This is a genomic window from Dactylosporangium cerinum (assembly GCF_042653625.1).
In the GTDB taxonomy this organism is placed as follows: domain Bacteria; phylum Actinomycetota; class Actinomycetes; order Mycobacteriales; family Micromonosporaceae; genus Dactylosporangium; species Dactylosporangium cerinum.
Genome location: NZ_JBHSIU010000030.1, coordinates 105756 through 129772 on the forward strand (window position 1 = coordinate 105756; position 24017 = coordinate 129772).

At 74.1% G+C, this 24017-nt stretch carries 27 protein-coding genes and 1 pseudogene; 19 read left to right on the top strand and 9 right to left on the bottom strand.

From position 1 onward, the window contains the following. Positions 1-296 precede the first annotated feature (296 nt). Entirely contained in the window at positions 297-1130 is an 834-nt protein-coding gene (locus ACFPIJ_RS25575) for an alpha/beta fold hydrolase (protein WP_380117958.1), read from the top strand. A gap of 115 nt (positions 1131-1245) precedes the next feature. Here the strand turns inward: ACFPIJ_RS25575 and ACFPIJ_RS25580 are convergent, their stop codons facing one another. Further along, positions 1246-1608 carry a VOC family protein gene (locus ACFPIJ_RS25580; protein ID WP_380117960.1) on the bottom strand — a complete coding sequence of 121 codons (363 nt, stop codon included), beginning with the start codon at positions 1606-1608 and terminating at the stop codon, positions 1246-1248. An 80-nt stretch (positions 1609-1688) separates the two neighbouring features. Between ACFPIJ_RS25580 and ACFPIJ_RS25585 the strand changes: the two genes are divergently transcribed. Next, complete coding sequence (locus ACFPIJ_RS25585) at positions 1689-2165, top strand: phosphoribosyltransferase (RefSeq protein ID WP_380117962.1); 477 nt, start codon at positions 1689-1691, stop codon at positions 2163-2165. Between the two features lie 15 nt (positions 2166-2180). Here ACFPIJ_RS25585 and ACFPIJ_RS25590 read toward each other — a convergent pair whose 3' ends face one another. The 4 genes from ACFPIJ_RS25590 to ACFPIJ_RS25605 are packed head-to-tail and all read right to left on the bottom strand — an operon-like array spanning position 2181 to position 7157. Next, on the bottom strand, positions 2181-4097 hold the full coding sequence (locus tag ACFPIJ_RS25590) for a response regulator (protein WP_380117964.1): 1917 nt from the start codon (positions 4095-4097) through the stop codon (positions 2181-2183). Further along, on the bottom strand, positions 4097-4537 hold the full coding sequence (locus tag ACFPIJ_RS25595; protein WP_380117966.1) for a response regulator: 441 nt from the start codon (positions 4535-4537) through the stop codon (positions 4097-4099). The genes ACFPIJ_RS25590 and ACFPIJ_RS25595 overlap by 1 nt, the downstream gene beginning before the upstream one ends. Next, positions 4534-5709, bottom strand: a complete 1176-nt coding sequence (locus ACFPIJ_RS25600; protein WP_380117968.1) for a sensor histidine kinase — start codon at positions 5707-5709, stop codon at positions 4534-4536. The genes ACFPIJ_RS25595 and ACFPIJ_RS25600 overlap by 4 nt, the downstream gene beginning before the upstream one ends. Continuing rightward, positions 5706-7157, bottom strand: coding sequence for a hypothetical protein (locus ACFPIJ_RS25605; protein WP_380117970.1), 1452 nt, complete (start codon positions 7155-7157; stop codon positions 5706-5708). Before ACFPIJ_RS25605 ends, ACFPIJ_RS25600 begins: the two co-directional genes overlap by 4 nt. A gap of 159 nt (positions 7158-7316) precedes the next feature. Between ACFPIJ_RS25605 and ACFPIJ_RS25610 the strand changes: the two genes are divergently transcribed. Further along, entirely contained in the window at positions 7317-8615 is a 1299-nt protein-coding gene (locus tag ACFPIJ_RS25610; RefSeq protein WP_380117972.1) for a hemolysin family protein, read from the top strand. Beyond that, entirely contained in the window at positions 8612-9652 is a 1041-nt protein-coding gene (locus tag ACFPIJ_RS25615) for a hemolysin family protein (RefSeq protein WP_380117974.1), read from the top strand. Before ACFPIJ_RS25610 ends, ACFPIJ_RS25615 begins: the two co-directional genes overlap by 4 nt. 30 nt (positions 9653-9682) lie before the next feature. Here the strand turns inward: ACFPIJ_RS25615 and ACFPIJ_RS25620 are convergent, their stop codons facing one another. Beyond that, the gene (locus ACFPIJ_RS25620) at positions 9683-10918 is read right to left on the bottom strand and encodes a PP2C family protein-serine/threonine phosphatase (protein ID WP_380117976.1); all 1236 of its coding nucleotides are present in this window, start codon (positions 10916-10918) and stop codon (positions 9683-9685) included. Between the two features lie 150 nt (positions 10919-11068). On the opposite strand from ACFPIJ_RS25620, the gene ACFPIJ_RS25625 reads away from it, so the two are divergent. The 12 genes and pseudogenes from ACFPIJ_RS25625 to ACFPIJ_RS25680 all read left to right on the top strand — a co-directional run bounded on the left by ACFPIJ_RS25625 (position 11069) and on the right by ACFPIJ_RS25680 (position 18298). Beyond that, positions 11069-11449, top strand: a complete 381-nt coding sequence (locus ACFPIJ_RS25625; protein ID WP_380117978.1) for an STAS domain-containing protein — start codon at positions 11069-11071, stop codon at positions 11447-11449. Between the two features lie 2 nt (positions 11450-11451). After that, complete coding sequence (locus ACFPIJ_RS25630) at positions 11452-12405, top strand: hypothetical protein (protein WP_465252336.1); 954 nt, start codon at positions 11452-11454, stop codon at positions 12403-12405. An 18-nt stretch (positions 12406-12423) separates the two neighbouring features. Then, a pseudogene (locus ACFPIJ_RS25635) lies at positions 12424-12678 on the top strand (alpha/beta hydrolase domain-containing protein); the annotation flags it as partial. Between the two features lie 95 nt (positions 12679-12773). Then, positions 12774-12929 carry an alpha/beta hydrolase domain-containing protein gene (locus ACFPIJ_RS25640; protein WP_380118140.1) on the top strand — a complete coding sequence of 52 codons (156 nt, stop codon included), beginning with the start codon at positions 12774-12776 and terminating at the stop codon, positions 12927-12929. 87 nt (positions 12930-13016) lie between these two features. Next, the gene (locus tag ACFPIJ_RS25645) at positions 13017-13586 is read left to right on the top strand and encodes a hypothetical protein (protein ID WP_380117983.1); all 570 of its coding nucleotides are present in this window, start codon (positions 13017-13019) and stop codon (positions 13584-13586) included. Between the two features lie 65 nt (positions 13587-13651). Next, on the top strand, positions 13652-15016 hold the full coding sequence (locus ACFPIJ_RS25650; protein ID WP_380117985.1) for a ferredoxin reductase family protein: 1365 nt from the start codon (positions 13652-13654) through the stop codon (positions 15014-15016). 18 nt (positions 15017-15034) lie between these two features. Continuing rightward, positions 15035-15505: an FMN-binding protein gene (locus tag ACFPIJ_RS25655; protein WP_380117987.1), complete on the top strand. Its 471-nt coding sequence runs from the start codon at positions 15035-15037 to the stop codon at positions 15503-15505. Between the two features lie 39 nt (positions 15506-15544). Beyond that, positions 15545-16246, top strand: a complete 702-nt coding sequence (locus ACFPIJ_RS25660) for a response regulator transcription factor (protein ID WP_380117990.1) — start codon at positions 15545-15547, stop codon at positions 16244-16246. Beyond that, on the top strand, positions 16243-17652 hold the full coding sequence (locus ACFPIJ_RS25665; protein ID WP_380117992.1) for a HAMP domain-containing sensor histidine kinase: 1410 nt from the start codon (positions 16243-16245) through the stop codon (positions 17650-17652). Before ACFPIJ_RS25660 ends, ACFPIJ_RS25665 begins: the two co-directional genes overlap by 4 nt. 31 nt (positions 17653-17683) lie before the next feature. Next, on the top strand, positions 17684-17815 hold the full coding sequence (locus ACFPIJ_RS25670; protein WP_380117994.1) for a DUF3500 domain-containing protein: 132 nt from the start codon (positions 17684-17686) through the stop codon (positions 17813-17815). 76 nt (positions 17816-17891) lie between these two features. Continuing rightward, positions 17892-18056 carry a hypothetical protein gene (locus ACFPIJ_RS25675; RefSeq protein WP_380117996.1) on the top strand — a complete coding sequence of 55 codons (165 nt, stop codon included), beginning with the start codon at positions 17892-17894 and terminating at the stop codon, positions 18054-18056. 50 nt (positions 18057-18106) lie between these two features. Then, positions 18107-18298: a hypothetical protein gene (locus tag ACFPIJ_RS25680; RefSeq protein WP_380117998.1), complete on the top strand. Its 192-nt coding sequence runs from the start codon at positions 18107-18109 to the stop codon at positions 18296-18298. Here the strand turns inward: ACFPIJ_RS25680 and ACFPIJ_RS25685 are convergent. Further along, positions 18288-19178, bottom strand: coding sequence for an EamA family transporter (locus ACFPIJ_RS25685; protein WP_380118000.1), 891 nt, complete (start codon positions 19176-19178; stop codon positions 18288-18290). The genes ACFPIJ_RS25680 and ACFPIJ_RS25685 overlap by 11 nt on opposite strands. A gap of 69 nt (positions 19179-19247) precedes the next feature. Here ACFPIJ_RS25685 and ACFPIJ_RS25690 point away from each other — a divergent pair, with 69 nt between their 5' ends. Next, positions 19248-20111 (top strand): LysR family transcriptional regulator, encoded by an 864-nt coding sequence (locus ACFPIJ_RS25690; protein WP_380118002.1) that lies wholly within the window; start codon positions 19248-19250, stop codon positions 20109-20111. On the opposite strand, the gene ACFPIJ_RS25695 is transcribed toward ACFPIJ_RS25690, so the two are convergent. Further along, positions 20101-20985 (bottom strand): NAD-dependent epimerase/dehydratase family protein, encoded by an 885-nt coding sequence (locus tag ACFPIJ_RS25695; RefSeq protein WP_380118004.1) that lies wholly within the window; start codon positions 20983-20985, stop codon positions 20101-20103. The two genes, ACFPIJ_RS25690 and ACFPIJ_RS25695, sit on opposite strands and share 11 nt — an antisense overlap. 77 nt (positions 20986-21062) lie before the next feature. Here ACFPIJ_RS25695 and ACFPIJ_RS25700 point away from each other — a divergent pair, with 77 nt between their 5' ends. Beyond that, the gene (locus tag ACFPIJ_RS25700) at positions 21063-22016 is read left to right on the top strand and encodes an AraC family transcriptional regulator (protein WP_380118006.1); all 954 of its coding nucleotides are present in this window, start codon (positions 21063-21065) and stop codon (positions 22014-22016) included. A gap of 30 nt (positions 22017-22046) precedes the next feature. Here the strand turns inward: ACFPIJ_RS25700 and ACFPIJ_RS25705 are convergent, their stop codons facing one another. After that, positions 22047-23033, bottom strand: coding sequence for a TIGR04222 domain-containing membrane protein (locus tag ACFPIJ_RS25705; protein ID WP_380118008.1), 987 nt, complete (start codon positions 23031-23033; stop codon positions 22047-22049). A gap of 245 nt (positions 23034-23278) precedes the next feature. Here ACFPIJ_RS25705 and ACFPIJ_RS25710 point away from each other — a divergent pair, with 245 nt between their 5' ends. After that, positions 23279-24016: an alpha/beta hydrolase gene (locus tag ACFPIJ_RS25710; RefSeq protein ID WP_380118010.1), complete on the top strand. Its 738-nt coding sequence runs from the start codon at positions 23279-23281 to the stop codon at positions 24014-24016. The last annotated feature ends 1 nt before the right edge of the window (position 24017 follow it).

A 24017-nucleotide genomic window follows, 5' to 3' on the forward strand; every position in this document is an offset into this window, starting at 1 on the left:
GACGGAGGGAATCTAGAAACCCGGCCCGGCCGCCGATCCGGTCCACCGTGGACCCTGGCACGAACTGGGGAGAGGTCCCGGCTGCCGGGACACACGTCGGGACACAACTCGGGACAACTGTCCCTGTTCACCCAGGTCAGGCGGCTGTTCTACTACAACGAGCGGGTCCGGCGATCCACTGTGGACTCCATTGTGGACCCGGCGTGGATCCGTCCATGCCGGCCGGCGAGCCAGGCCTGATCCGATTACGGACGGTAATCTGATTGGCGAGGGGTCGCGACGGATAACATCCACGGGTGGAAATCTTTGACGGCAACGACGGCGCCCGGCTCGCGTACCACCGCATCGGCGCCGGCAGCCCGCTCATCTGCGTGCCGGGCGGCCCGATGCGGGCCTCGGCGTATCTCGGTGACCTCGGCGGGCTGTCGGCGCGGCACGCCCTCGTCCGGCTGGACCTGCGCGGCACCGGCGGGTCGGCCGCCGCGGACGACCCGGACGGCTACCGGTGCGACCGGCTCGTCGAGGACGTCGAGGCGCTGCGGGCGCACCTCGGCCTGGACCGGATCGACCTGCTCGGGCACTCCGCCGGATCGGCCGTGGCGGTGCTGTACGCCGTGCGCCACCCCGACCGGATCGGCCGGCTCGTGCTGCTCAACCCGTCCCCGCGGGTGGTCGGCCTGGACATCAGCGACGCCGACCGCCGCGAGGTCGCCGAACCGCGCCGCGGCGAGGCGTGGTTCGCGGACGCGTTCGCCGCGTTCGAGCGGATCTGGGCGGGCACGCAGACCGTCACCGACTGGGACGCGATCACGCCGTTCACCTACGGCCGGTGGGACGACGCCGCGCGGGTGGACGCCACCCGGCAGAAGGACGACCGCAACGACGCCGCCGCGGCCGCCTACTACACCGGTTACGACCCGGCCCCGGCCCGGGCCGCCGTCGCCGACCTGCGGACCCGGGTGCTGCTCGTCGCCGGTGAGCACGACGTGGCGCTGCCACCGAAGGTCGCCGCCGAGTACGCCGGGCTGTTCCCGCACGCGGAGGTCGCCGTCCTGGCCCGTGGCGGGCACTCCCCCTGGCTCGACGACCCGGCCTGGCTCGCCACGACCGTCGCCGCCTTCCTCCGCTGAGCCACCATCCGGCCCGGCCGCGCAACGACGCCGGCCCACGACGACGCCGACCCGCGACGACGACGGCCCACGACGACGCGGGCAGGCCGGCATCCGCAGCCTCCCGGTGCGGGCGTCACACCGCCGGGTCGACCCGCTGCATCACGCAGAACTCATGACCGGCAGGGTCGGCCAGCACGACCCAGTGCACGTCGCGCTGGCCGATGTCGACGCGGGTCGCGCCGAGCGCGACGAGCCGCTCGACCTCGTCGGCCTGGTCCCGGTCGGTCGGCCAGAGGTCGAAGTGGATCGGCGTCTTGCCCCGCTTGGGGTCGGTGTTGCCGATCAGCAGGATCGCCGGGCTCGACGGCGGGCCGGCGATGGCGACGCCGGTCTCGTCGCGCTCGGTGATCCGGTAGTCCAGTGCCGCGCACCAGAACGCCGCGGAAGCCTCCGGGTCGGCACAGTCCATGATGATGTCGCCGATCTTCGATGCCACGCCGACGATTCTCGCAGACGTCACCCGCTGGGTAAGCTCGAAGCGGCACCGGCACCCCCGCGACGTGAGGCAGACGAACGATGGATGAGCGGGAAACGCTGGACTGGCAGACGTTCGGCACCGCCTCGCGAGCCCTCGCCCAGGCGGTCGCCGACGACGGGTTCCGCCCCGACGTGGTCCTGTGCGTGGCGCGCGGCGGGCTGCTCCTGGCCGGGGCGCTGGGATACGCACTGGACGTGAAGCACCTCGTGATGATGAACGTCCTGTATTACACCGGCGTCGACGAGCGGCTCGCCGCCCCGGTGGTGCTGCGGCCCACGCCCGACGGGGAGGATCTGGCCGGGAAGCAGGTGCTCATCGCCGACGACGTGTCCGACACCGGGGCGACACTGCGGGTGGTTCGCGACTTCTGCGTCCAGCACGCCGCGGACGTGCGCTGCGCCGTGCTGTACGAGAAGCCGCAGACCACCGTCCGGTGCGAGTACGTGTGGCGGCGCACCGACCGCTGGATCAACTTCCCGTGGTCGGACGAACCACCGGTGGTCCAGTCTCGCTGAGCTGGGCCGCAGAGCTCAGGACAGCGTGCGGGTGCGGTGCAGGACCTGCCGCAGCTGGTGGAGCAGTTCGTCGGTGGTGAAGGGCTTGCGCAGCAGCGGGTCGTCGGTCAGGGTCCGCCCGCCGGGCAGGTTGCCCGCGGTGTAGCCGGACATGTAGAGCACCGGCAGCTGCGGGCGCAGGAGCCGGGCGGCGTTGGCGAGCTGCGGCCCCGCGATGTCGGGCATGATCACGTCGGTGAGGAGCGCGTCGACGGTGAAGGCCGGGTCGGCGCACAGTTCGAGAGCGGCGGTCGCCGACGCCGGGGCGGTGACCCGGTAGCCGGCTCTCGTCAGGATCCGCACGACGATGTCGCGGACGTCCTCGTCGTCCTCGACCACGAGAATGTGTCCGCCCGGCTCGCCGGTGGTAGCGGGGGCGGCAGCGCCGGTGGCGGTCGCGGTGTCGGGCAGTTCCGCCGACGGCAACAGGACCGTGATCGTGGTGCCGCGGCCCGGCAGGCTGTCGATGTGGATGTCGCCGCCGGCCTCGGTGATGACGCCGTAGGCGGTGGCCAGGCCCAGCCCCGTGCCGTTGCCGGGGCCCTTGGTGGTGAAGAACGGTTCGAACGCGCGGGCGACGACGTCGGCCGGCATACCGCAGCCGGTGTCGGTGACGGTGAGGCTGACCGTGCCGGCACCCGGAACGCCTGGAACAAACGGCACGACGCGCGTGGTGGTGACGGTGAGCCGGCCGCCGTCGGTCATCGCGGCGCGGGCGTTGACGACCAGGTTGACGATGACCTGTTCGAGCTTGCTGCGGTCGATGGTGACCGGCGGCAGGTCCGGGTCGAGGTCGGTGGTGAACGTGATGTCCTCGCCGATGGTGCGCTGCAGCAGCTGTTCGGTGTCGGCGACGACCTGGTTGAGGTCCAGGACCTCCGGCTGGGACGGCACGAGGCGGCTGAAGATGAGCAGCTGCCGGGTGAGCGCGGCGGCGCGTTCCGCGGCGTGGCTGATCCGCAGGATGTCGGGCTGGCTCGGATGCGCCGGTCCGAGGGCGTCGGTGATGTCGCTGGCGTACGCGGTGATGATCGCGAGGAGGTTGTTGAAGTCGTGGGCGATGCCGCCGGCGAGGTGGCCGAGGGAGTCGAGCCGCTCGGCCTGCCGCAGCTCGTGGTCGAGGCGCTGCTGCTCGGTGACGTCGCGGAGGGTGCCTTCGACCGCGATCGGGGTGCCGGCTCCGTCGGTGATGAGGATGGCCCGCTGCTCGATCCACAGCTGCCGGCCGTCGGGGTGGTGGGCCCGCACGACGAGCGGTCTGGGCCGGGGCAGCAACCACGACGTCCGGAACGCCTCCCGGTCCTCCTCGTCGACGGTCGCGACGAGCAGCGACGGGTCGGCGTACACCTCGGCGGGTTCGTGGCCGGTGATGGCGGTGATCGCCGGGCTGATGTATTCGAGCCGGCGGTCCGGCTGCAGGCGGAACCGGAAGATGATGTCGATGGAGTGTTCGGCGAGGAGCCGGAAGCGTTGCTCGCTCTCCCGCAGCGCCGCCTCGGCGGCCCGCCGCTGCCGTCGTTCGTCGGCGTCGCGCAGCTCGCGTTGCACCGCGGGCACGAGGCGGCTGCTGCGGTCCTTGAGGACGAAGTCGCTGGCGCCGGCCTTCATCATCGCGGCCGCGGTCTCCTCGCCGACCTGCCCGGACACCAGGATGAACGGCGCGTCGCCGCTGTGCTCGCGCAGTGTCCGCAGCGCCTCCTCGGCGGTGAAGGACGGCAGGTTGTAGTCGGAGATGACGAGGTCCGGCGGGTGCTCGCGGAGCGCGGCGCGGAACTGCTCGGCGGTGGTGACGATGTCGACGGTGAGGTCGAGTCCGCCGCGGTGCAGCCGGGTGACGATGAGGCGGGCGTCGTCGGGGTCGTCCTCGACGATCAGGACGCGGGTCTGCGACATCAGAGGCTGCCTGGGCGGGCCGGGACGGGTTCGTTGACCAGCAGCCAGTACATGCCGAGCACGTTGGTGGCGTTGACGAAGTCCGCGAACACGACGGGTTTTCGCACGTAGCTGTTGGCGCCGAGCCGGTAGCTCTCGACGATGTCGCGTTCCTCGCTGGAGGTGGTGAGGACCACGACCGGCAGCGGCTGGGTGGCCGGGTCGGCGCGGATGCGCCGCAGCACCTCCAGGCCGTCGTACTTCGGCAGCTTCATGTCGAGCAGGATCAGCGCGGGTCGCAGCGGCGCGGTGCCGGCGGGGGGCTGCAGCAGGTCGATCGCCTCGGCGCCGTCGGACGCGACGACGACCCGGTTGCCGATGTTGTTCTTCGCGAAGGCGCGCAGGGTGAAGGTCACGTCGTCGGGGTTGTCCTCGACAAGCAGGATGACCCCGTCGTTCATGGTGTCTCCGGTGCGAGCTGGGCCGGGCCGCCCCGGTTCGGGGCGAGCGTGAACCGGAAGACGGCGCCCTCACCGACCGTGCCGTCGGCCCAGATCCGGCCGCCGTGGCGGGTGACGACGCGGTGGACGATGGCCAGCCCGATGCCGGTGCCCTCGAAGTCGCTGGCGGCGTGCAGCCGCTGGAACGGCTCGAACAGCTTGCCGGCGAAGCGCATGTCGAACCCGGCGCCGTTGTCGCGCACGAACAGCACGGCGGCGGGTTCGGCTCCGACCTCGACGGCGGCGGCGTCGCGTTTGGCGGTGAACTTCCACGCGTTGCCGAGCAGGTTCTGCAGCACGAGCCGGATCAGGTCGGCGTCGCCGGCGGCGGTGAGCCCGTCGGCGACGCTCACCCGCACCTGCCGGTCCGGTTCGGCGGCGCGCAGCTCGGCGACGACGTCGCGGGCGATGGCGGTGACGTCGACGGGGCCGCGGTGCAGTTCGGTGCGGGTGGCGCGGGACAGGTTGAGCAGGTCGTCGATCATCGCGGCCATCCGCGCCACGTTGGCCTGCAGGCGTTCGAGGTATTCGCGGCCGTCGCCGTCGAGCCGGTCGCCGTAGTCCTCCAGCAGCAGCTGGCTGTAGCCGTCCAGGGAACGCAGCGGCGCGCGCAGGTCGTGCGACACCGAGTACGCGAACGCGTCGAGCTCCTGGTTGGACGCGTGCAGCTCGGCGGTGCGTTGCAGGACCCGGTCCTCCAGTTCCGCGTTGAGCCGCCGCACCTGCTCCTCGGCGCGTTTGCGTTCGGTGATGTCGGTGGAGATGCCGCAGACCGCGTACGGCGCGCCGTCGGCGCCGATGAGCGGGAACTTCACCGTCACGTAGGTGTGCGGACCGTCGTCGCCGGGCGCCTCCTCCTCCATCTGCACCGGCCGGCCGCGCCGCGCCGCCTGCAGGTCGTTGGCCCGGAACTCGTCGGCGATCGCGGTGGGGAACAGGTCATGGTCGGTGAGCCCGACGATCGCGTCCCGGCTGACCTCGAACAGCCGCTCGTATTCGCGGTTGACGAGCATGTACCGGCCGTCGAGGTCACGCATGTAGATGACCGCGGACGTGTTGTCGATCAGTGCCAGCAGCTGGTCGTGCCCGACCCGGGGGTCGTAGCCGGCGGGTGCGTCGGCGTCGGCGTTCACGGCTGCCCCGCCGGCCGGTCGCCGGTCGCGCCGCCGTCCGGCGGGTCACCGCCCCGGGTGTCGTCGTCCCGGGTGTCGTCGTCGGAGGTGCGTGGTCGTACCAACGCCGCCGCCGAGAAGGCGAACCGGGCCTCCGCGCGCCCGTGGGACCGCAGGACGTCCACGCCGGCCAGGGACTCCAGGTCGGCCGTCGGCAGCCGGCGCAGCGCCGTCAGCGGGTGCCGGCCGCGGATCCTGGTCAGGCGCTCCAGCGCCGCCTCGTCCATGCCGGTGGTGCCGCGCCGGTTGGACACCACGCCGGTGTCGCCGACGCCCGCGCGGTCCCGGTCGCGTTGCGGCGTGAACAGGTACTTCTTGGCGAGCATGAGGTGCGCGCTGGAGACCCGCGCGTGCGCCCGCAGCACCAGGTACAGCGCGCCGAGCGCCGGGCAGGAGCCCAGCAGCACCCGCAGCCCGGCCGGCGACTGCTCGGCCAGGTCGCCGGCCGGCCGCAGCCGCGCCAGCAGCAGCTCGGGCAGGCCGGGGCGGTCCATGACCACGCCGAGCCGGTCCCACTCGCCGTCGAGCAGGCCGGGGCGCAGCCGGGCGATGTGCCGGCGGTAGCCCGGCGGGTCGACGCCGAGCAGGAGGTCACGTTCGAGGGCCTCGGGGTCCAGCGCGCCGCTCGGCGGCACGTCGCCGGGCCGCCAGTGCACGGCGAACTGGCGGAACACGTCCAGGAAGTGCCCGACCCGCAGCCCGTCGGCCGGTGGCAGCGCGGCGAAGGCGGTGTTGAGCCGGCGGATCGCGTCCAGCAGTTCCGCGGCGACCCCGAGCCGGTGCACCGCCTCGGCGCCGCACACGTCGACGGTCTCCTCGGCCAGGGGCGCGAGGGTGCCGTTGACGGCCCGCTCGAGCGTCTCCGAGAGCTTGATCAGCTCGAGGAACCTGACTTCGTCGCGTTCGCCGGTGTACGTGCGGATCAGCCCGTCGTCGAATTCGCCCGGCAGCGTGGCGAGCCGGGTGTCGCCCCACCACGCCTCGCTGACCGGCAGGTTCCAGCGGGTCAGGGAGGCGTACGCGTCGCGCTGCGGGTGCCCGGTGCGCGCTGCGAGCCTCGCGAAGTAGTCGAGGAAGGGCACCCGGTCCGGGCCGGCGGTCAGGTCGAACGCCCGCTCGGGCCGCTGCCGGTGCGCCGGGTCCTGCTCCTGGTGATGCCGGCCCAGCCCGGCGCCGACGAGGCCGAGCAGGACCACGAGGCGCCGGGCCTCCTGCGGCGTGCACCGCTCCGGCACCACCGCCAGGGTCGACAGTGCCGTGGCGACCGCCGCCGGGAACTCCCCCGCCGGTCGGCGCCTCGCGATGATGTCGCGGTTGAGCTCGGCCATCGGCCCGTGGACCCACGCCGCCACCGCCGGCACACCCGCTTCAACACGCAACGCAGCCGAGTGACTACGTTCGGTATGCACGTGATCGAACGTACCACGCGCGGACCGCGGCCGGCCGCACGCGGCTGGTTCCCAGAAACCTCCCAGGTCAGGCTGATAGCGTCAGAACATGGACGGCTGCAGTACGGAGCCGGGCGTCGCCCCGGCTCCCCTTTGTCCGGTCAGCGGTGGACGCCGACCGTGTTGATCCTGCTCGGACTCGCACTCATCGTGGTCCTCACCGCGGCCACCGGCTACTTCGTGGCGGCCGAGTTCGCCTACGTGGCCGTGGACCGCGACAAACTCAAACGCGCCGCCGCGGGCGGTGACCAGTCGTCCCGGCGGGCGCTGCGCATCACCGAACGGCTGTCGTTCATGCTGTCCGGCGCGCAGCTCGGCATCACCGTCACGGCACTGCTCGCCGGTTTCGTGGCCGAGCCGTTTCTCGGCCGCGGCCTGGCCGACCTCCTCGGCGTCGCCGGTGTCCCCCGGGCCGCCAGCACGTCGATCTCCGTGGTCCTGGCGCTGCTGACCGCGACCGTGGTGCAGATGGTCCTCGGCGAGCTCGGCCCGAAGAACTGGGCGATCGCCCAGCCGGAGGTCCTCTCCCGGGCCCTGGCCCGGGTCACGCTGGTGTACCTCGCGGTGGCCGGGCCGGTGATCCGGATGTTCGACGCGGCCGCGAACCGGCTGCTGCGCCGGGTCGGCATCGAGCCCATCGAGGAACTGCCCGAGGGCGCGACCCCGGAGGACCTGGAGCGCATCATCGCCGAGTCCCGCAGCGGCGGGCTGCTCGACGCCGACACCTCGCAGCTGCTGCAGCGCGGACTGGCGTTCCGGGCCCGCACCGCCGAAGAGGCGATGATCGCCCGGGTCGACGTCGTCACCGTGGCCGCGACCGACCCGGCGATCCGCCTGGTCGAGCTGTTCGACACCGGGCACACCCGCTTCCCGGTCATCGGCGACAGCGTCGACGACCTGATCGGCGTCGTCGGCGGCGCCGACCTCGTGGCGCTGCCCGCCGCGGACCGGCACCGCGTCACGATGGCCGAGATCGCGGCACCGCCCGTCCTGGTGCCGTCCACCGCGGCGCTGCCCACGGTGCTGGAGCGGCTGCGCACCGAGCACCGGCAGCTGGCCTGCGTCATCGACGAATACGGCGGCTTCGCCGGCATCATCACCCTGGAGGACGTCGCCGAGGAGCTGGTCGGCTCGATCCGGGACGAGGACGACGCACCCGAACCGGCGGCGGTCCGCCAGCAGGACGGCTCGTGGCTGGTCCCGGGGCGCTGGCGGGTCGACGAGATCGCCCGCACGACCGGCGTGACCCTGCCGGAGAGCGACGACTACGACACCGTCTCCGGTCTCGTGCTGCAACAGCTCGGCCGGATCCCGCGCCCCGGCGACGTCGTGGACGTCACCACGCCGCCGGTCCGCCTCGAGGTGGTCTCCGTGCACCGGCACGTGCCGGACACCGTGCGCATCGGGGCTTCCTCATGAGCACCGGCTGGGCCCTGCTCGTGTCGTTGCTGCTGCTCGCGGCCAACGGTTTTTTCGTCGCCGCCGAGTTCGCGCTCGTGGCCAGCAAGCGGCACCGCCTGGAGCAGGCCGCCGCCGAGGGGAGCCGGGCCGCCGCCGCGGCGCTCGCCGGCAGCCGGGAGCTGTCGCTGATGCTGGCCGGCGCGCAGCTGGGCATCACCCTGTGCTCGCTGGGCCTGGGCGCCCTCGCCGAGCCCGCCATCGCGCACCTGCTCGACCCGCTGTTCACCGCGGCCGGCCTGCCGGAGCGGTTCAGCTACCCGATCGCGTTCGTCATCGCCCTCGCCGTCGTGGTGTTCCTGCACATGGTGGTCGGGGAGATGGCACCGAAGTCATGGGCGATCAGCGATCCGGAGCGCTCCGCGCGGGGGCTCGCGCTGCCGTTCCGGGCCTTCACCCGGCTCGTGCGCCCGCTCCTCGCCGTCCTCAACGGCCTCGCCAACGCCTGCCTGCGCCTGGTCAAGGTGCACCCGCAGGACGAGCTGTCGGCGGCACACGGGCCGGAGGAGCTGATGATGCTGCTGGAGTCCTCCCGCCAGCACGGCACCCTCGCGCAGGACCAGCATCAGCTGCTCAGCCGGATGCTGCAGCTGCAGGACACCACGATCGCGCAGGTGATGACGCCGTCGGCGGCGGTCGTCACGGTCCCGGCCGACGCCACCGCCGCCGACGTCGAACAGGCCAACCAGGCGACCGGCCGGTCCCGGTTCCCGGTGGTGGACGGCGGCGGCACCGTGCACGGCGTCGTGCACGTCCGCGACGCGCTGCGGGCCACCACGGCGGGCCGGCCGGCCCTGGCGCGGGACCTGATGATCCCCGCGTTCACGCTGCCCGCCGGCACCAGCGTGCTGGCCGCCGTGCGGGCCATGCGGGAGTCCAGGGCGCAGCTCGCGGTCGCCGGCGACGGCGGCAACCCGGTCGGGGTGGTCTCCCTCGAGGACCTGCTCGAAGAGGTCATCGGCGAGTTCGACGACGAGACCGACCCGGTCACGACGTAGCGGAGACGCACCGTAGGCGGACCGGTCCGCCTACGGTGCGGCGGCCACGGCGGAGCGGTCCGAGTAGGGCGCGCTGCGCCGGGCCGCCACCGGGGACCACTCCGCCAGCACCAGCGTCGCGTCGTCGGCCGGGGCACCGCCCTGATGCTCCGCGACGGCACGGGCCAGCCGGCGCAGCGTCTCCGGGGCGGGCAGCCCGGAGCCGGCGTGCCGGTCGACGAGGTCGATGAGCCGGTCCACGCCGAACTCGTCACCGTCGGCGTCGCGGGCCTCGGTCACGCCGTCGGTGTAGAGCAGCAGCCGGTCACCGCCCTCCAGGTCCTCCTCGGCGACCTCCACATCGTCGTGGAGGCCGAGCGGCATGCGCCGGCCGGCGGCGAGGTCCCGCACGACCCGGCCGGTCCGCAGCAGCAGCGGCCGCGGGTGGCCGGCGTTGATGTAGCGAAGCCGCCCCGCGTCCAGGTCCAGCTCCGCCAGGACGGCGGTCACGAACCGGCTGTCGGGGAACTGCTCCGTCAGCGCGGTGTCCGCGGCCCTAGCCTGGTCCCGCAGGTCCCCACCGGCGCGGCGGACCGCCCGCATCGCCGACATCGCCACCCCGCTCGCGAGGCTCGCCGCCAGCCCGTGCCCGACCGCGTCGAGGATGACGATCCTCGCCCGGGCGCCGTCGATCGCGTAGTCGAACCCGTCGCCGCCGACGTCGTAGCAGGGCTCCAGGATCGCGCTGATCACCATCCGCTCGCAGGCCGACGTCAGCGGCGGCATCAGCTGCCGCAGCAGCTCCGCGCCCGGCGTCATCGGCCTGGTGCGGCGCACCTGGGCCAGGAAGTCACCCTTGTGCGAGGTGACGGTGACCAGGTGGCCGATCAGGCCCGCGACGGTCTCGCAGCGGGCCCGCAGCGACCCGTCGCGCAGCTGCGCCTCGTCGGCCGCGACGGCGAACTCGACCACACCGAGCCGGTCGGTGCCGTTGACCATCGGCACGCACCACCCGCCGCCCGCCGTCGGCGCCGACGTGACCAGCGCGAACGCCCGCCCCGCCGGGGTCGCCTCCAGCGGCTGCGGCGCCGGCAGGGGACGTCCCGGCCGCGGCACCGGCCGCAACGTGCGCTGCTCCTCGTCGACGAGATAGATGGTGGCCCCGATCCCCAACGGGGCCAGTGCCTCGTCCACCGCCGTGGCCAACCCGTCGGGCTGGAACAGGTGCGATCCGTCCAGGATCGCACTGAACGCCTCCAGCCAGCGCGCTTCCACCGTCGCCGCCATGTCCCGCTCACCCCTCGGCAAACCAAACACGGTCGCGTCCTGCGACCCACCTGTCACTCCGGCCGCACGTGACCCGCGACCGGTGTAACGGATTCCCATCCGCGCCGCGCCGGAAACGAGCCCCGCGTCACGCCCGTTACGCTCGGGGGCGTGGAGTTCTCTCTGGACCGCGACGAGTCGCACCACCTCACCGACGAACGGGCCACCGTTGACGTCACGGAGCGTGACGGCGCCGTGATCGTCATGGTGCGGGGCAAGGTCCTCTTCGACACCCTCACCCCGCTGTCCGAGGCCGTGTCACGGCTGACCGACGGCCCGGCCCGGCGTGTCGTGCTGGACCTGTCCGGCGTGTCGATGTGCGACTCCAGCGGCCTGAACCTGTTCGTCAGGATCCGCTCGGAGCTCACCTCGTCGGGTGGCTGGCTGCGCCTGGCCGGCACCCGCCCGCTGGTCGACAACGTCCTGCACATCACCAACCTCGACCGCATCCTGCCCCGCTACGACACCGTCGAGGACGCCCTCACCGCGTGACGGTGTGGTTCGTGTACCGCTCGCCGTACGACGGCCCGCTCAGCAAACGCGTCCGGCGGCTGGCCGACGCGTCGGTGCTCGACTGGTTCCGGCGTGGCTGGCCACATCCCGGCCCCCGGGCCTGGGTCAGGGGGGAGCTGGGCGGGGACGTCTACGGCCTCGACTCGATCTTCGTGGCCGCCCGCGAGCACGGCCTGCCCCCGCCGCGGAGCACCGGTGAACTGCGCGAACTGCTGCACGCGCACCTGTACGTCGAAGGCGGCGAGGACTACATCCGCCTCGACGAGCACAGCCTGCGGGTCCGGACCGACGACGACGAGGTCGACCTGGCGTACTACTTCCTCGACGACGCCGCCCTCGCGGCCGAGCCGGACCGGCTGGCGTACCTCGTCCACGAGGCGTGGCCGCTGCCGTCGGCCGCCGCCGACGCCGCCGACGCGCCGGTCACGTACGCGGTGTTCCTCGACTCCCACGACGACCAGCGGATCGCCGGCACCCCGCCGGTGGAGCTGCCCGGCGTCCGGTTGCCGGACCTCGCCGCGCACCTGCGGTTCGCCGACCCCCGCCGCCACCCCAGCTGGCCGACCGCGCTGCTCGTGCTGCGGGCGCTGATCGGGCCGGACGAGCCCGGCATCGACGCGGCGCTGGCCCGGTGCAACCGGTGGCCGGGGTTCGACCACTGGGATCCGCCGGAGCTGCCGGCCGAGCACGGCGCGGCGCACCGCCACGCGCTGCGGGTGCTCGATGAGGGCGGGACGGTCGGGCACCGCCGGCCCGCGGCGTCGCTGCTGCGGGTCACGGACCACCTGGCCCAGTTCGCGATGCACCGCGGCGACGATCTCGGGCACGTGCAGTGGTTCCTGTTCGACACCGCGTGGGCGGCGGCGCAGCCGGCCCTGGCGCGGTCGTTGCTGCACTACGCCGGGCACTGGGACCCGCTGGACGGGTCAGGCTGAGGCGCCGAGCAGCCGGTGGTGCAGCGTCTCGGTGAGCCAGGCCGTGAACGTGTCGCCTGGACCGGCTGCCGGCCACGGTGCGCGGGACCGAGATCGCCGGGCTACATCGAGCAGGAGTTCATCGTCTCGGGTGCCGCCGCCGGCTGGGACACCGCCGGCAACCAGGTCGCCACCGGCGTGCCGTTCCGGACCCGGGTCGTGGTCCGCCGCCCAGCGCCGGTCGCGCCGCCGCTGCTGTTCAACGCCGACGGGACGACGAAGACCCGAGACGCGCTCGGCCTCGCCGCCGGCGGGATCCGGTTGTCGCAGGTGTCGGTGCCGACCGCACGCAACACACCGGCGACAACACGGGCGAGACGTTCTGCCGGCTGTTCGGCACGCACGAGCCGTTCGACGCCGCGACCCTCGACCGCCTATACCCGCACCGCGGCGGCTACCTCGCCAAGGTGGTCCTCGCCGACGTGGCCAACGTCCGCGCCGGCTACCTGCTGCCCGCCGACGCGTGGCAGAACCTGACCACCTGAGCCGGGCATACTGGGTTCATACCAACCGCACTCAGCAGACGCGCCCGCAGTTTCATCTCCTGCCACGGGCACCGGGTCCACACCGGCATGAGCCCGCAGACCCGTGGGCACTGGATCAGGCAGGGCACCCCGCCCGAGATCATCGAGCGGCTGGCCGGCTTCGAGGACGAGTGGGGCGGCCTGCTCCTGCCGCCGTCGCCCCGCTACAACGGCGGCCCGAAGTTCTTCCGGTCGGACGTGCCGGAGCCGGCCCCCGGCGGCGGCTGGTGGTTCGAGGCCGGCGACCAGCGGGCGTCCGTGCCGTACGGGTTCATGGTCGGCCCCGGCGACGAGTTCGGCATCCTCGGCCTCGGGGACCGCTGGGTGGCCCTGCACGCCTCGGTGGCGGGCTGGGTCGAGGCGGTCGCCCTGGCGTACCACGTCCGGTTCTGGGCGGCGAACGTCACGACGGTCACGGGCGCCGCCGTCGACGGCCTCGACCTCACCGGCCTGGAGCCGGTCGCCGAGGTCGCGGGGCTCGCGGACACCTGGTGGTGGGGCGAGGACACGGTGGTCGCCGTCCACCGCGGGGAGATGTTGGCGCTCGGCCCCCCGGACCGGCAGTCCGCCACCGTCTACACCGGTTTCCGGGACCCGCCCGTCGTCCCGGACCGATGAGCTTCTTATGAAACCTTTAGCGGCGCCCGACGGTCCTCTCACGTGCCGGCCCGATCGTTGGGACCATGACAACACGAGCCGGCACGCCCCGCTGGTGGGCGGACGCGGCCGGCGCCGCGGCGGTGGTCAGCCTGCTCGTCGTCACCGCGCTGTGGGTCGCGAACCGCGGCGTCCAGGAGACCCTCGGCGGTGGCGCCGGGGCGCTGTCCGCGACGGGCCGGCTCACCGGCCTGCTCGCCTCGGACCTGCTGCTGCTCCAGGTGCTGCTGATGGCCCGCATCCCCCTCGTCGAGCGGGCGTTCGGCCAGGACCGGCTGGCCCGCTGGCACCGGTGGACCGGGTTCAGCTCGCTGCACCTGATGCTGGCGCACATCGTGCTCATCACGCTCGGGTACGCCGCCGCGGCCGACGCGAACGCCTTCGCCGAGCTGTGGAACATGGTGGTGGACTACCCCGGGATGCTCCTCGCGACCGCCGGCACGGTCCTCGTGGTCATGGTCGCGGTGACCTCGATGCGGGCCGCGCGCCGCCGCCTGCGGTATGAGTCGTGGCACCTGCTGCACCTCTACGCCTACCTCGGCGTCGGGCTCGCGTTGCCGCACCAGCTCTGGACCGGCGCGGACTTCCTCGCCTCGCCGCTGTCCACGGTGTACTGGTGGACGCTCTACGCGGTGTCCGCCGGCGCGGTGCTGGTGTACCGGCTGGGCCTGCCGGTGTGGCGCAACGCCCGGCACCGGCTGACCGTGAGTCACGTCGTGCCGGAGGGTCCGGGGCTGACGTCGGTGTACCTGACCGGCCGGCACCTCGACGAGCTGCCGGTGCGGGCCGGGCAGTTCCTGCAGTGGCGGTTCCTGGACGGTCCCGGCTGGACCCGCTCGCACCCGTTCTCGCTGTCGGCGACCCCGCACACCGGCGTCCTGCGCATCACCGTCAAGGATCTCGGCGACGGCAGCGCCCGGGTCGCCACGCTCGCCCCTGGCACCCGCGCGTTGGTCGAGGGGCCCTACGGGCGGCTCACCGGCGAGTCGTACCCCGGCGGCCCGGTCCTGATGCTGGCCTGCGGCATCGGCGTGACGCCGCTGCTGGCGCTGCTCGGCGAGCTGCCCTACGGCTTCCGCGAGGCGACGCTGATCTACCGGTCGCGCAGCGCGGCCGACGTGGCGTTCCGCGACGAGCTGGACTGGCTGGCCCGGGAGCGCGGCGTCCGGGTCGTCCACCTGCACGGCCCGCGCGCCCGGAGCGGCTCGTGGCTGCCCCGGGACCTGTCCGGGTCCGGTGACGTCGCGGCGTTGCGCCGGCTCGCGCCGCGGATCGCCGACTCCCAGGTCTACGTCTGCGGGCCGGACGAGTGGACCGCCGCCGTGCGGGACGCCGCCCGCGGTGCCGGCGTCCCGGCCGGACGCGTGCACACCGAACAGTTCGCCTGGTAACCGGAAAGGACCCTCCCGTTGCGACGGATCACCTTGTGGCTGCTGTCGACGCTGACTGCGGTGGTGCTGCTGTTCAGCTACCGCACCAGCACCATGGGCGGCGACGCCGCGACGACCGCGACCGCCACCGGCCCCGCCACGTCCGGCGGCGGCACCACAAGCGGCGGGACGAGCGGCACCACAAGCGGCGGCACCACAGACAGCGGCAGCGGGACCGCCTACAACGGTTCGGTCGCGCCGACCCGGTGGGGCGACGTCCAGGTCACCATCACCGTCTCCGGCGGGAAGATCACCGCCGTGACCGTGCCCGTCTACCCGCAGGCCAACGGCAGGGACCGCCAGATCAACGCGCGGGCCCTGCCGATCCTCACCCAGGAGACCCTCGCCGCGCAGAGCGCCGACATCGACGCCGTGTCCGGCGCCACCGTCACCAGCGAGGGCTACAAGGAGTCGCTGCAGGCCGCCCTCGACGCCGCGCACCTGTCATGACCGTCCCCGCTCGTGGCCGCGATGGGGTATAGCTGGCAGATGCGGATCCTGGTCGTGGACGACGACGCCGCCGTGCGGGACTCCCTCGCGCGGACGCTGCGGTTCGAGGGGTACCAGGTCGACACCGCCCGGGACGGGCAGGAGGCCCTCGACGCGGCCCGCGCCGACGAGCCTGACGCGGTGATCCTCGACGTGAGCATGCCGCGGATGGACGGGCTGCAGGCGTGCCGGCGGCTGCGGGGCGAGGGCCTGCTGGTGCCGGTGCTGATGCTGACCGCCCGGGACAGCGTCGGCGACCGGGTCGCCGGGCTCGACGCGGGCGCCGACGACTACCTCGTCAAACCGTTCGCGTTGCAGGAGCTCCTGGCCAGGATCCGGGCGCTGCTGCGCCGCTCCCTGCTCACCGCGCCGCCCTCGGGCGCACCGGGCCCGCCCGGCCCGCTGGCCTTCGCGGATCTGCGCCTGGACCCGGCGACCCGGGAGGTGTGGCGGGGTGCGCAGCCGCTGCGGCTGACCCGCACCGAGTTCACCATCCTCGAGGTGTTCCTGCGCCACCCGCGGCAGGTCCTGACCCGCAGCGTCCTGTTCGAGCTCGTCTGGGGCTACGACTTCGGCGAGACGTCCAACAGCATCCACGTGTACCTCGGCTACCTGCGCCGCAAGCTGGAGGCCGACGGCAGTCCCCGGCTGCTGCACACGGTGCGCGGGGTCGGGTTCGTGCTGCGCGAGGAACCGCTGTGAAGGGACCGTTCCGGCAGTGGTGGCGCCGGCGCACCCTGCACGACCGGCTGTCGCTGCTGGTCACCGCGGCCGTCGCGGCGGCGGTGCTGACCGTCGCCGGGATCGCGTTCGCGGCGGTCAGCCAGATCCAGCACCAGCAGCTGGAGGCGCAGCTGGACACCGACGCGCGGGAGATCGCCGCGCAGCCGGAGCAGTGGCGCGACGGCGGGCCGCCGCTGGGCCCCGGCGGCCGGCGGGACCTGCGGCACCGGCGCGACATCGGCCCCCGGTGGCAGGTCCTCGGCCGGGACGCCACCGTCGTGGCCGGCTCCACGAACGGGCTGCCGGTCACCGACGGCGCCCGGCGGGTCGCGGCCGGCCAGTCGCCGCGGCAGCAGGAGCCGGTGTACCTGGACGGGCACAGCTACCTGATGCTGACCGTCCCGGCGGAGCGTGGCGGCGGCGCCGTGCAGGTGGCCGCCGACCAGGGCCCGGCGAACCGGACGCTGACCGTCTTCGGCCTGCTCATGGCCGCCGGCTGCATCCTCGGCATCGGTGGCGCCGCCGCGCTCGGCCGCACCGTCGCCCGGGCCGGTCTGGTGCCGGTGCAGCAGCTGACGAAGGCCGTCGAGGACGTCGCGGTCACCATGGACCTGAACCGGCCCGTGCCGATCCACGGCGTCGACGAGATCGCCCGCCTCGGCCAGTCCGTGAACACGATGCTCGCCGCGATCGACGCCGCCCGCCAGTCGCAGCGGACCCTGGTCGAGGACGCCAGCCATGAGCTGCGGACCCCGCTGACCAGCATCCGGACCAACATCGAGCTGCTGCTCGCGGTCGAGCGGCAGCCGGAGCTGGCGCACCGGCTGCCGCCGGAGGAGCGGGCGAAGCTGCTGCGGGACCTCGACGCGCAGGTCGGTGAGCTGGCCGCGCTCACCACCGAGCTGGTCGAGCTGGCCCGGGAGGAGACCACCCGGGAGCCGGCCGAGGACGTCGAGCTGACCGACGTCGCCGATGCTGCGATCGACCGGGTCCGCATCCGGGTCCCGGCGGTCACGTTCAGCACGGACCTGCGGCCGGTGACCGTGCACGGGCGGCCGAACGAGCTGGAGCGGATGCTCGTCAACGTCCTCGACAACGCCGCGAAGTGGAGCCCGCCGGGCGGCGTCGTGCACACCGAGCTGGCCACCGACGGCGACGGCTGGGCCCGTCTGGTGGTGACCGACGGCGGGCCGGGGATCGACGCCGCCGACCTGCCGCACGTCTTCGACCGCTTCTACCGCGCGGCCACCGCCCGGGGCATGCCGGGCTCCGGTCTCGGGCTGGCGATCGTCGCGCAGACCGCAGCCCAGCACGGCGGCACGGTGACCGCCGGCCCGAACGACCCCCACGGGACGGTCATCACTGTCCGGTTCCCGCCCGCCTGACCGCTTCTTGATATAGTGTCCGGATAAATTCGTGCAGGGGCCGGCCTTCACCATCGAGTTCGCGCACCAGCAGGGCCAGGGCGCCAACGCCGGCGGGATCACCCACATCCACTCGATCTATCGCGAGCCCGGCAACGACTACGGCGCCGGTCTCCCCGCATGACCGGCCAGCGAAGCGTCTCGGGCCGGTCATCAGCAGCCCAGCGTCGGGTCAGGCGCCCGGAACGAAGTGAGGACGCATGACCCGGCTGGGCTGGGCCGCGGCGCTCCTGGGCGGGCTCGGGCCGCTGCTGCTCGCCGGGCCGGCCGCGGCGCACCCGACCGATGAGGTGATCCAGCAGGCGTACCTGACCCCGGCGACGTCGGGGCTCACCGTCGAGCTGGACCTCACCCCGAGGCGCTGAGCGTCCTGCTCCTCGCGATCGCGCTCAACCGCACCGCCCTGGGCCTCGGGATGATCCTCGCGTTCAGCCTGGGCCTCGCCGCTGTGCTCGTCGCGCTCGGCCTGATCCTGGTGCGCGCCCGGACCACCCTGCACCGTTTCCGGGGCAGGCCACTGCGCTGGCTACCGGTGGTGTCGGCGGCGGTGGTCGCCGGGCTCGGCCTGATGATGGCGGCCACCGGTATGGCGCACCTCACGCAGTAGCGTCCGCGTCCTTCCACAGCACCACGCCGGCGCTGGCCGCCACGACGAGCCCGATCGCCACGATCTGCGCCGGGTGCAGCTCCTGGCCCAGGAGCACGAAGCCGGCGAGGGCCGCGATCGCCGGGCCCAGGCTCATCAGCACCGCGAACGTCGACGTCGGCAGGCGCCGCAGCGCGGTCAGCTCGAACGTGTAGGGCAGCACCGACGACAGCACCGCCACCGCCGCGCCGAGGGCCAGCACCCGCGGGTCGAGCAGCGCCCCGCCCGCGCCGAGGAGCCCGGCGGGCAGGGCGAGGACCGCGGCGACGAGCATGGCCAGGGTGAGGCCGTCCCGCTTCGGGAAGTTCGCGCCGGCCCGCGCCGACAGCATGATGTAGCCGGCCCACGCCGTGCCGGCCAGGAACGCGCAGCCGACCCCGATCGGGTCGAGCTGGTCGAACCCGCCGCTGCCGAGCAGCGCGACACCGCCGAGGGCGAGCAGCGCCCACAGCCACGCGACCCGGCGCCGGGCGGTGACCACGGACAGCGTCAGCGGCCCGAGGACCTCCAGGGTGACCACCGGGCCGATCGGCATGCGCGCGATGGCGGCGTAGAACGCCAGGTTCATGCCGGCGAGGACGGCCCCGAAGACGCCGACGAGCAGCCATTGGCGGGAGGTGTACCCCTTGAGCCTGGGCCGCCCGATCGCCACCAGCAGTGCCGCACCGATGAGCAGCCGCAGCGAGACGACCCCGGCCGCACCGGCGAGCGGGAAGAGCGTGGTGGCCACCGCGGCTCCACTGTGGACGGACGTCTGGGACGCGAGGACCCGCCACACCCCGCCGCCCCGGCGGGTGGCTTCGGCGGCGATCGGGGCGGGCGCGGCGAGGACGTCGGTCACGCGGGCAACGCTATGCACCGCGACGGATCTTGTGAAATGCCGCTTCGCCAATGGTTATGCTGCTCACGCATGACCATCGAGCTGCGGCACCTCAGAGGGTTCCTCGCCATCGCGGAGGAGGGCAACCTCACCCGAGCGGCGGCCCGGCTGCACCTGACGCAGCCGGCGCTGACCCGCACCCTGCAGCAGCTCGAGGCGCACCTCGGGGTCCGGCTCGTGGACCGCTCCACGCACCACCTGGCGCTGACCCCGGCGGGCCACGAGTTCCGTCGCAACGCCGCCGCGGCGATCGCCGCCGTCGAGCATGCCCTGGACCCGGACCGGTCGCGGCGGCTCCCGGTCCGGCTGGGGCACGCGTGGTCGGCGCTCGGGGCGTACACCACCTCGCTGCAACGCCGGTGGAAGCGGGCGCATCCCGAGACGGTCCTCGAGGTGCTCCGCCTCGACGAGCGCAGTGCGGGCCTCGCCTCCGGCGCGGTCGACGTCGCCGTCCTGCGCGGCCCGGTGACCGTGCCCGATGTGCCCGGTGTCACCGTGGCGCTCCTGATGCGGGAGCCGCGCCTCGCCGCCGTGGCCGACGACAGCCCTCTCGCCGGGCGGGCCGCGCTCACCCTCGCCGACCTCGCCTCGCACCCCCTCGCCCTGAACACGGTCACCGGCAGCACGAGCCTCGCGCTGTGGCCGCCGGACGCCGGGCCGACGCAGGTGGTGCCGGTGAAGAACACCGACGACTGGCTGGCGGTCATCATCGCCGGCGACGCGGTCGGGGTGACCGCCGCCGGGACCGCGGCGATGCACCCGAGCCCGGCGGTGCGCTACATCCCGCTCACCGACGCCCCGCCCGTCGACGTGATCCTCGCCTGGCGCGAGCCGGTCACCCACCCCTCCGTCCCGGACCTGCTGCGCCTGGCCCACGACGTCGTCAGGCGTTGATCCGGTACGCCTGGGCCGGGTTCGTCAGCGCGCCACGGATCCCGCCGACCGCCTCGCCGAACCGCGGCACCCAGCCGAGCCCGCGCAACCGGCCGGCATCCAGCGCGGCGTCCATGGCGAGGTACCCGGCGAGCGGCCCGTGGGTCTGCAGCGCCTCCTCCAGCGACCACGGGCGCACCGGCACCCCGGCCGCGCCACCGACCGCCGCGACGATGTCCGCCATCGGCTCCGGCGTGTGCTCCGCCACGTGGAACACTCCCGTGTCGCGCTGTTCGAGCACGGTCGCGTACGCCACCGCGAGATCGGCCACGTGCACGGTGGACCAGCGGTTCAGGCCGTCCCCGGCGTACCGGGCGACGCCGTCCTCCCGGGCCCGCCCGACGAGCCCGGCGACGGGTCCGCCGCCGTCGCCGTAGACCATCGGCGGCCGGATGACCGCGCCGCGCACCCCGGCGGCGGTCAGGACCCGGGCCTCCGCGGCGGCGAGCCACGCCAGGGGCCCGGCCTCGGCGGCGGTGTCGTCCTCGGCGACCGGCGCCCGCGACGAGCGCGCCCGGGGCGCTCCTGTCGTCGTGACGAAGTGCTTGCCGGGCATCGCGGCCAGCATCGCGGCCACGGCGGCGGCGTCGACCGCCGGGCGGTCCGCTCCGGTGGTCGCCGCGGTGTGCACGACCCCGTCCCCTGCGCCGGCCGCCGCCGCGAGCACGCCGAGGTCGGTGAGGTCGCCGTGGACCGGCTCGCCGCCGGCGGCACGGACCTTGGCCGCGGCGGTGGCACTGCGGGCCAGCCCCCGCACGCGGTGCCCACGGGCGACGAGGATGCGGGTGAGCGCCGAGCCGATGTATCCACTGGCGCCCGTCACGAAGATGTCCATTGTGTACTCCCAGGTGAGGTGTCGCCCCACGCTACGAATCACCCGGCCGCCGCGACATGTGGCAGAGTTCGGATGCCATGCGTGACCGTCCGGCTCCCGATGTCCTCGCCGCGCTGCTGCGCCACGTGCGGATCAGCGCGGTCGTGTTCGGCCGCGTCGAGCTCGGCGCCCCGTGGGCCGCCCGCCTCCCGGCCCGCGACACCGTGTCGCTGCACCACGTGCTCGAGGGCTCGCTGTGGCTGCCCGAGGCGGGCGCCCAGGTCCAGGTCGGGCCGGGTGACCTGCTGATGCTGCCGCACGGCACGCCCTGCACCCTCCGGCACGCACCCGGCGGCGCCGGCGATGACCGCGGTCTTGTCGTCGCGCCGCCGGCCGCGCAGGACACGCTGTCGGTGTTTCGCCGGCTGGGCGGCGACGGCCCGCGCACGGTCGTGCTGTGCGCGGAGCTGACCGTGGCCGGCGCGGCCAGGGATCGCCTCATCCGTGCCCTCCCGCGCGTCGTCCACTTCCCCGCCACCGGCACACCCACCACCGCCGGCGCGGCCGTGCCCGGGTTGACGGCGCTGCTGGATCTGCTGCGCGACGAACTGCGGCAACCGGGCCCCGGCGCGGCCACCATCGCCGCCCGCCTCGCCGAGCTGCTGCTCCTCCAGGCGATCCGGGGCGCCGCGACCCGCCCGGCGGAGCCCGGCTCGTGGCGGGCCGCGCTCGCCGACGACCGGATCGCCCGCGCCCTGGACGCCGCGTACGCCGAACCCCACCGCCCCTGGACCCTGCACGCCCTCGCCCGTGTCGCCGGGATGGGCCGCACCGCGTTCACGGCGCGCTTCCGCGAACTCGTCGGCGAGAGCCCGTTCGCGCACCTGACCCGCTGGCGGATGGACCTCGCCGCCACGATGCTGCGCGACGAGCCCGGCCGCACCCTCGCCGAGGTGGCCGCGGCGGTCGGCTACAGCGACGAGTTCGCGTTCGGCGCCGCCTTCCGCCGCGAGGTCGGCACCCCGCCCGGCACGTACCGCACGCCCGGCTGAGGCACCGCCGGATCATTGCGGCAGCCGCTGTCAGCCGCCGCCCCCGCCGCCGTCTCCCCCGCCGCCACCACCACCGTCGCTGTGGCCGGAGCCGCCGTCCCCCCAGGTGCCGCCCCACCAGGTGTCGCGGGCGCCGCCGGTCTCGCTCCAGAAGATGGGGCCGGTCGGGCCGCCGCTGTACATCGACTCGTCCAGGTCGCTGCCGGAGCGGGCCGGGTGGGCGGTGCCGTACTCGACCGGTTTGCCGTGCCAGCGGGTGCACAGCGCGAACAGCTCCGGGTCGATGCTGCGCAGGTGCTCGAGGCCGAACATGGCCACGGCGAGCCCGGCGGTCTCCGGACCGTGCGCCGTCCAGTCCGGTCCGGCGGCCGGCGACAGGAAGGCGGCCTCCTCGCGGGCCCTGGTCAGGAACGCGCGGGTGCGGGCCGGCAGCCGGTCGACCCGCAGGAACAGCGCGCCCGCGACGGCCGTGACCGCGGCGCACCCCAGCACGGTGCCGCCGTCGTGGGGTGCGAAGACGCCGACGAGCAGGCCGAGGAGCGCGAGGGCGAACACCGGGATCGTGGCCTCGCGGACCGAGCGGCGCTCCCGGGCGCCGAGCAGCAGCCCGGTGTCGATCAGGACCCGGCCCGCGCCGCCGATCACCAGCCGGACCTGCGGGTCGGCGGACATGCTCTGCGGCGAGTGGCCGCGCCCCACGGCGTCGTGCACGGCGAGGTCCAGGGGCGAGGCGAGCTCGTGCGGGACCGCGTCCGGGCGCAGCGAACCGTCGACGACCCGCACCGCGCCGGCCACCCGCAGGGCGGCCAGGGAGGCCGCGACGGCCTGGTCGGAGCCGCCGTTGAGCAGCGCCACCTGCAGCGGGTTCAGGTCCTGGAAGGCCGGCCCGCGGGTGTAGTTGTGCCGGCGCCACCACAGCAGGCCAGCGATCGCGCAGCAGGCCAGGCCCGCGTAGATCCACACGTATGCGTCGCCGGCCACAGCCAGCGGGTTCGACGCCCCCGTCAGCGCTCCCATGACCGATGATGCGAACATCAACGGCCGGCTGCACACCTGCCGGTCAAGGTCTTGCCGATATCTTGCGAGGGGCGATGCGGACAACTGCGGGCTGGCCGTTGCGCAACCGGCGGCTCCAGGAGGCTCCGGCGCGGGTCCTGGCGTATGCCGAAGCCGCCGAAAGCGCATCTGCAGCGGCCGGCGAAAGCGCATCTGCAGTGGCCGCTGGGAGCGCATCTGCAGTGGGCGGCGGAAGCGCATCTGCAGTGGCCGCCGGGAGCGCGGACGCAGCGGCCGCGGACGGGCTGCGCACGCACGGGCGGCGCACGGCCCGGTCGGTCCTGCTGCTGCACGGCTACACCCACAGCCCGGCCCAGGTCGCCGGCCTCGCCGAGGTGTTCTTCCAGCACGGTTTCAACGTGTACGCGCCGACGGCCCCACAGCACGGCCCGGGCGGCGGGCACAAGGGGTTCACGGCGGCGCAGCTGCTGCGGTACGCCGGTGACGGCCTCGACGTGGCGGCCGCCCTGGGCGACGAGGTCGGCGTCGTCGGGGTCTCCGCCGGCGCGGCCCTGGCGACCTGGCTCGGCGCCCACCGTGGCGACGTGGTGTCCCGGCTGCTGCTGATCACGCCGCTGTTCGCGCCGCGGCCGCGACCGGCGCTGCGCCCCCTGACCGTCCTGTACGGGCTGCGCCTGCCGCCGGACCGGATCAACGACCGCGGCTACTCGTTCACCGCCGTCGCCCAGTACCTGCGGGTCGCGGCGAACCTCCCGGCGGCGCCGGTGACCGGTGCGCTGCGGCACGTGGCGGTCGTGACGTCGCCGGGTGACACGGTCGTCGACGCGGACCTGGCCGGGGCGGTGCCGGCGCGGCTCGCGGCGCAGGCCGGCGCGACCTTCACCCACCACACGTTGCCGGCGGATGCGGGCCACGCCCACAACGTGATCGGCGGGCACGCGGCCGCACTGAATCCGCTCTACTTCGACCTGTACGACGGCTGAC

Bases quoted from the DNA above. Each gene is read 5' to 3' on its own strand.
- ACFPIJ_RS25695 (WP_380118004.1), bottom strand. From the start codon at position 20,985: ATGGACATCTTCGTGACGGGCGCCAGTGGATACATCGGCTCGGCGCTC.
- ACFPIJ_RS25680 (WP_380117998.1), top strand. From the start codon at position 18,107: ATGATCCTCGCGTTCAGCCTGGGCCTCGCCGCTGTGCTCGTCGCGCTC.
- ACFPIJ_RS25585 (WP_380117962.1), top strand. From the start codon at position 1,689: ATGGATGAGCGGGAAACGCTGGACTGGCAGACGTTCGGCACCGCCTCG.
- ACFPIJ_RS25705 (WP_380118008.1), bottom strand. From the start codon at position 23,033: ATGGGAGCGCTGACGGGGGCGTCGAACCCGCTGGCTGTGGCCGGCGAC.
- ACFPIJ_RS25690 (WP_380118002.1), top strand. From the start codon at position 19,248: ATGACCATCGAGCTGCGGCACCTCAGAGGGTTCCTCGCCATCGCGGAG.
- ACFPIJ_RS25590 (WP_380117964.1), bottom strand. From the start codon at position 4,097: ATGTCGCAGACCCGCGTCCTGATCGTCGAGGACGACCCCGACGACGCC.
- ACFPIJ_RS25650 (WP_380117985.1), top strand. From the start codon at position 13,652: ATGACAACACGAGCCGGCACGCCCCGCTGGTGGGCGGACGCGGCCGGC.
- ACFPIJ_RS25660 (WP_380117990.1), top strand. From the start codon at position 15,545: ATGCGGATCCTGGTCGTGGACGACGACGCCGCCGTGCGGGACTCCCTC.
- ACFPIJ_RS25675 (WP_380117996.1), top strand. From the start codon at position 17,892: ATGACCCGGCTGGGCTGGGCCGCGGCGCTCCTGGGCGGGCTCGGGCCG.
- ACFPIJ_RS25615 (WP_380117974.1), top strand. From the start codon at position 8,612: ATGAGCACCGGCTGGGCCCTGCTCGTGTCGTTGCTGCTGCTCGCGGCC.
- ACFPIJ_RS25595 (WP_380117966.1), bottom strand. From the start codon at position 4,537: ATGAACGACGGGGTCATCCTGCTTGTCGAGGACAACCCCGACGACGTG.
- ACFPIJ_RS25700 (WP_380118006.1), top strand. From the start codon at position 21,063: ATGCGTGACCGTCCGGCTCCCGATGTCCTCGCCGCGCTGCTGCGCCAC.
- ACFPIJ_RS25645 (WP_380117983.1), top strand. From the start codon at position 13,017: ATGAGCCCGCAGACCCGTGGGCACTGGATCAGGCAGGGCACCCCGCCC.
- ACFPIJ_RS25620 (WP_380117976.1), bottom strand. From the start codon at position 10,918: ATGGCGGCGACGGTGGAAGCGCGCTGGCTGGAGGCGTTCAGTGCGATC.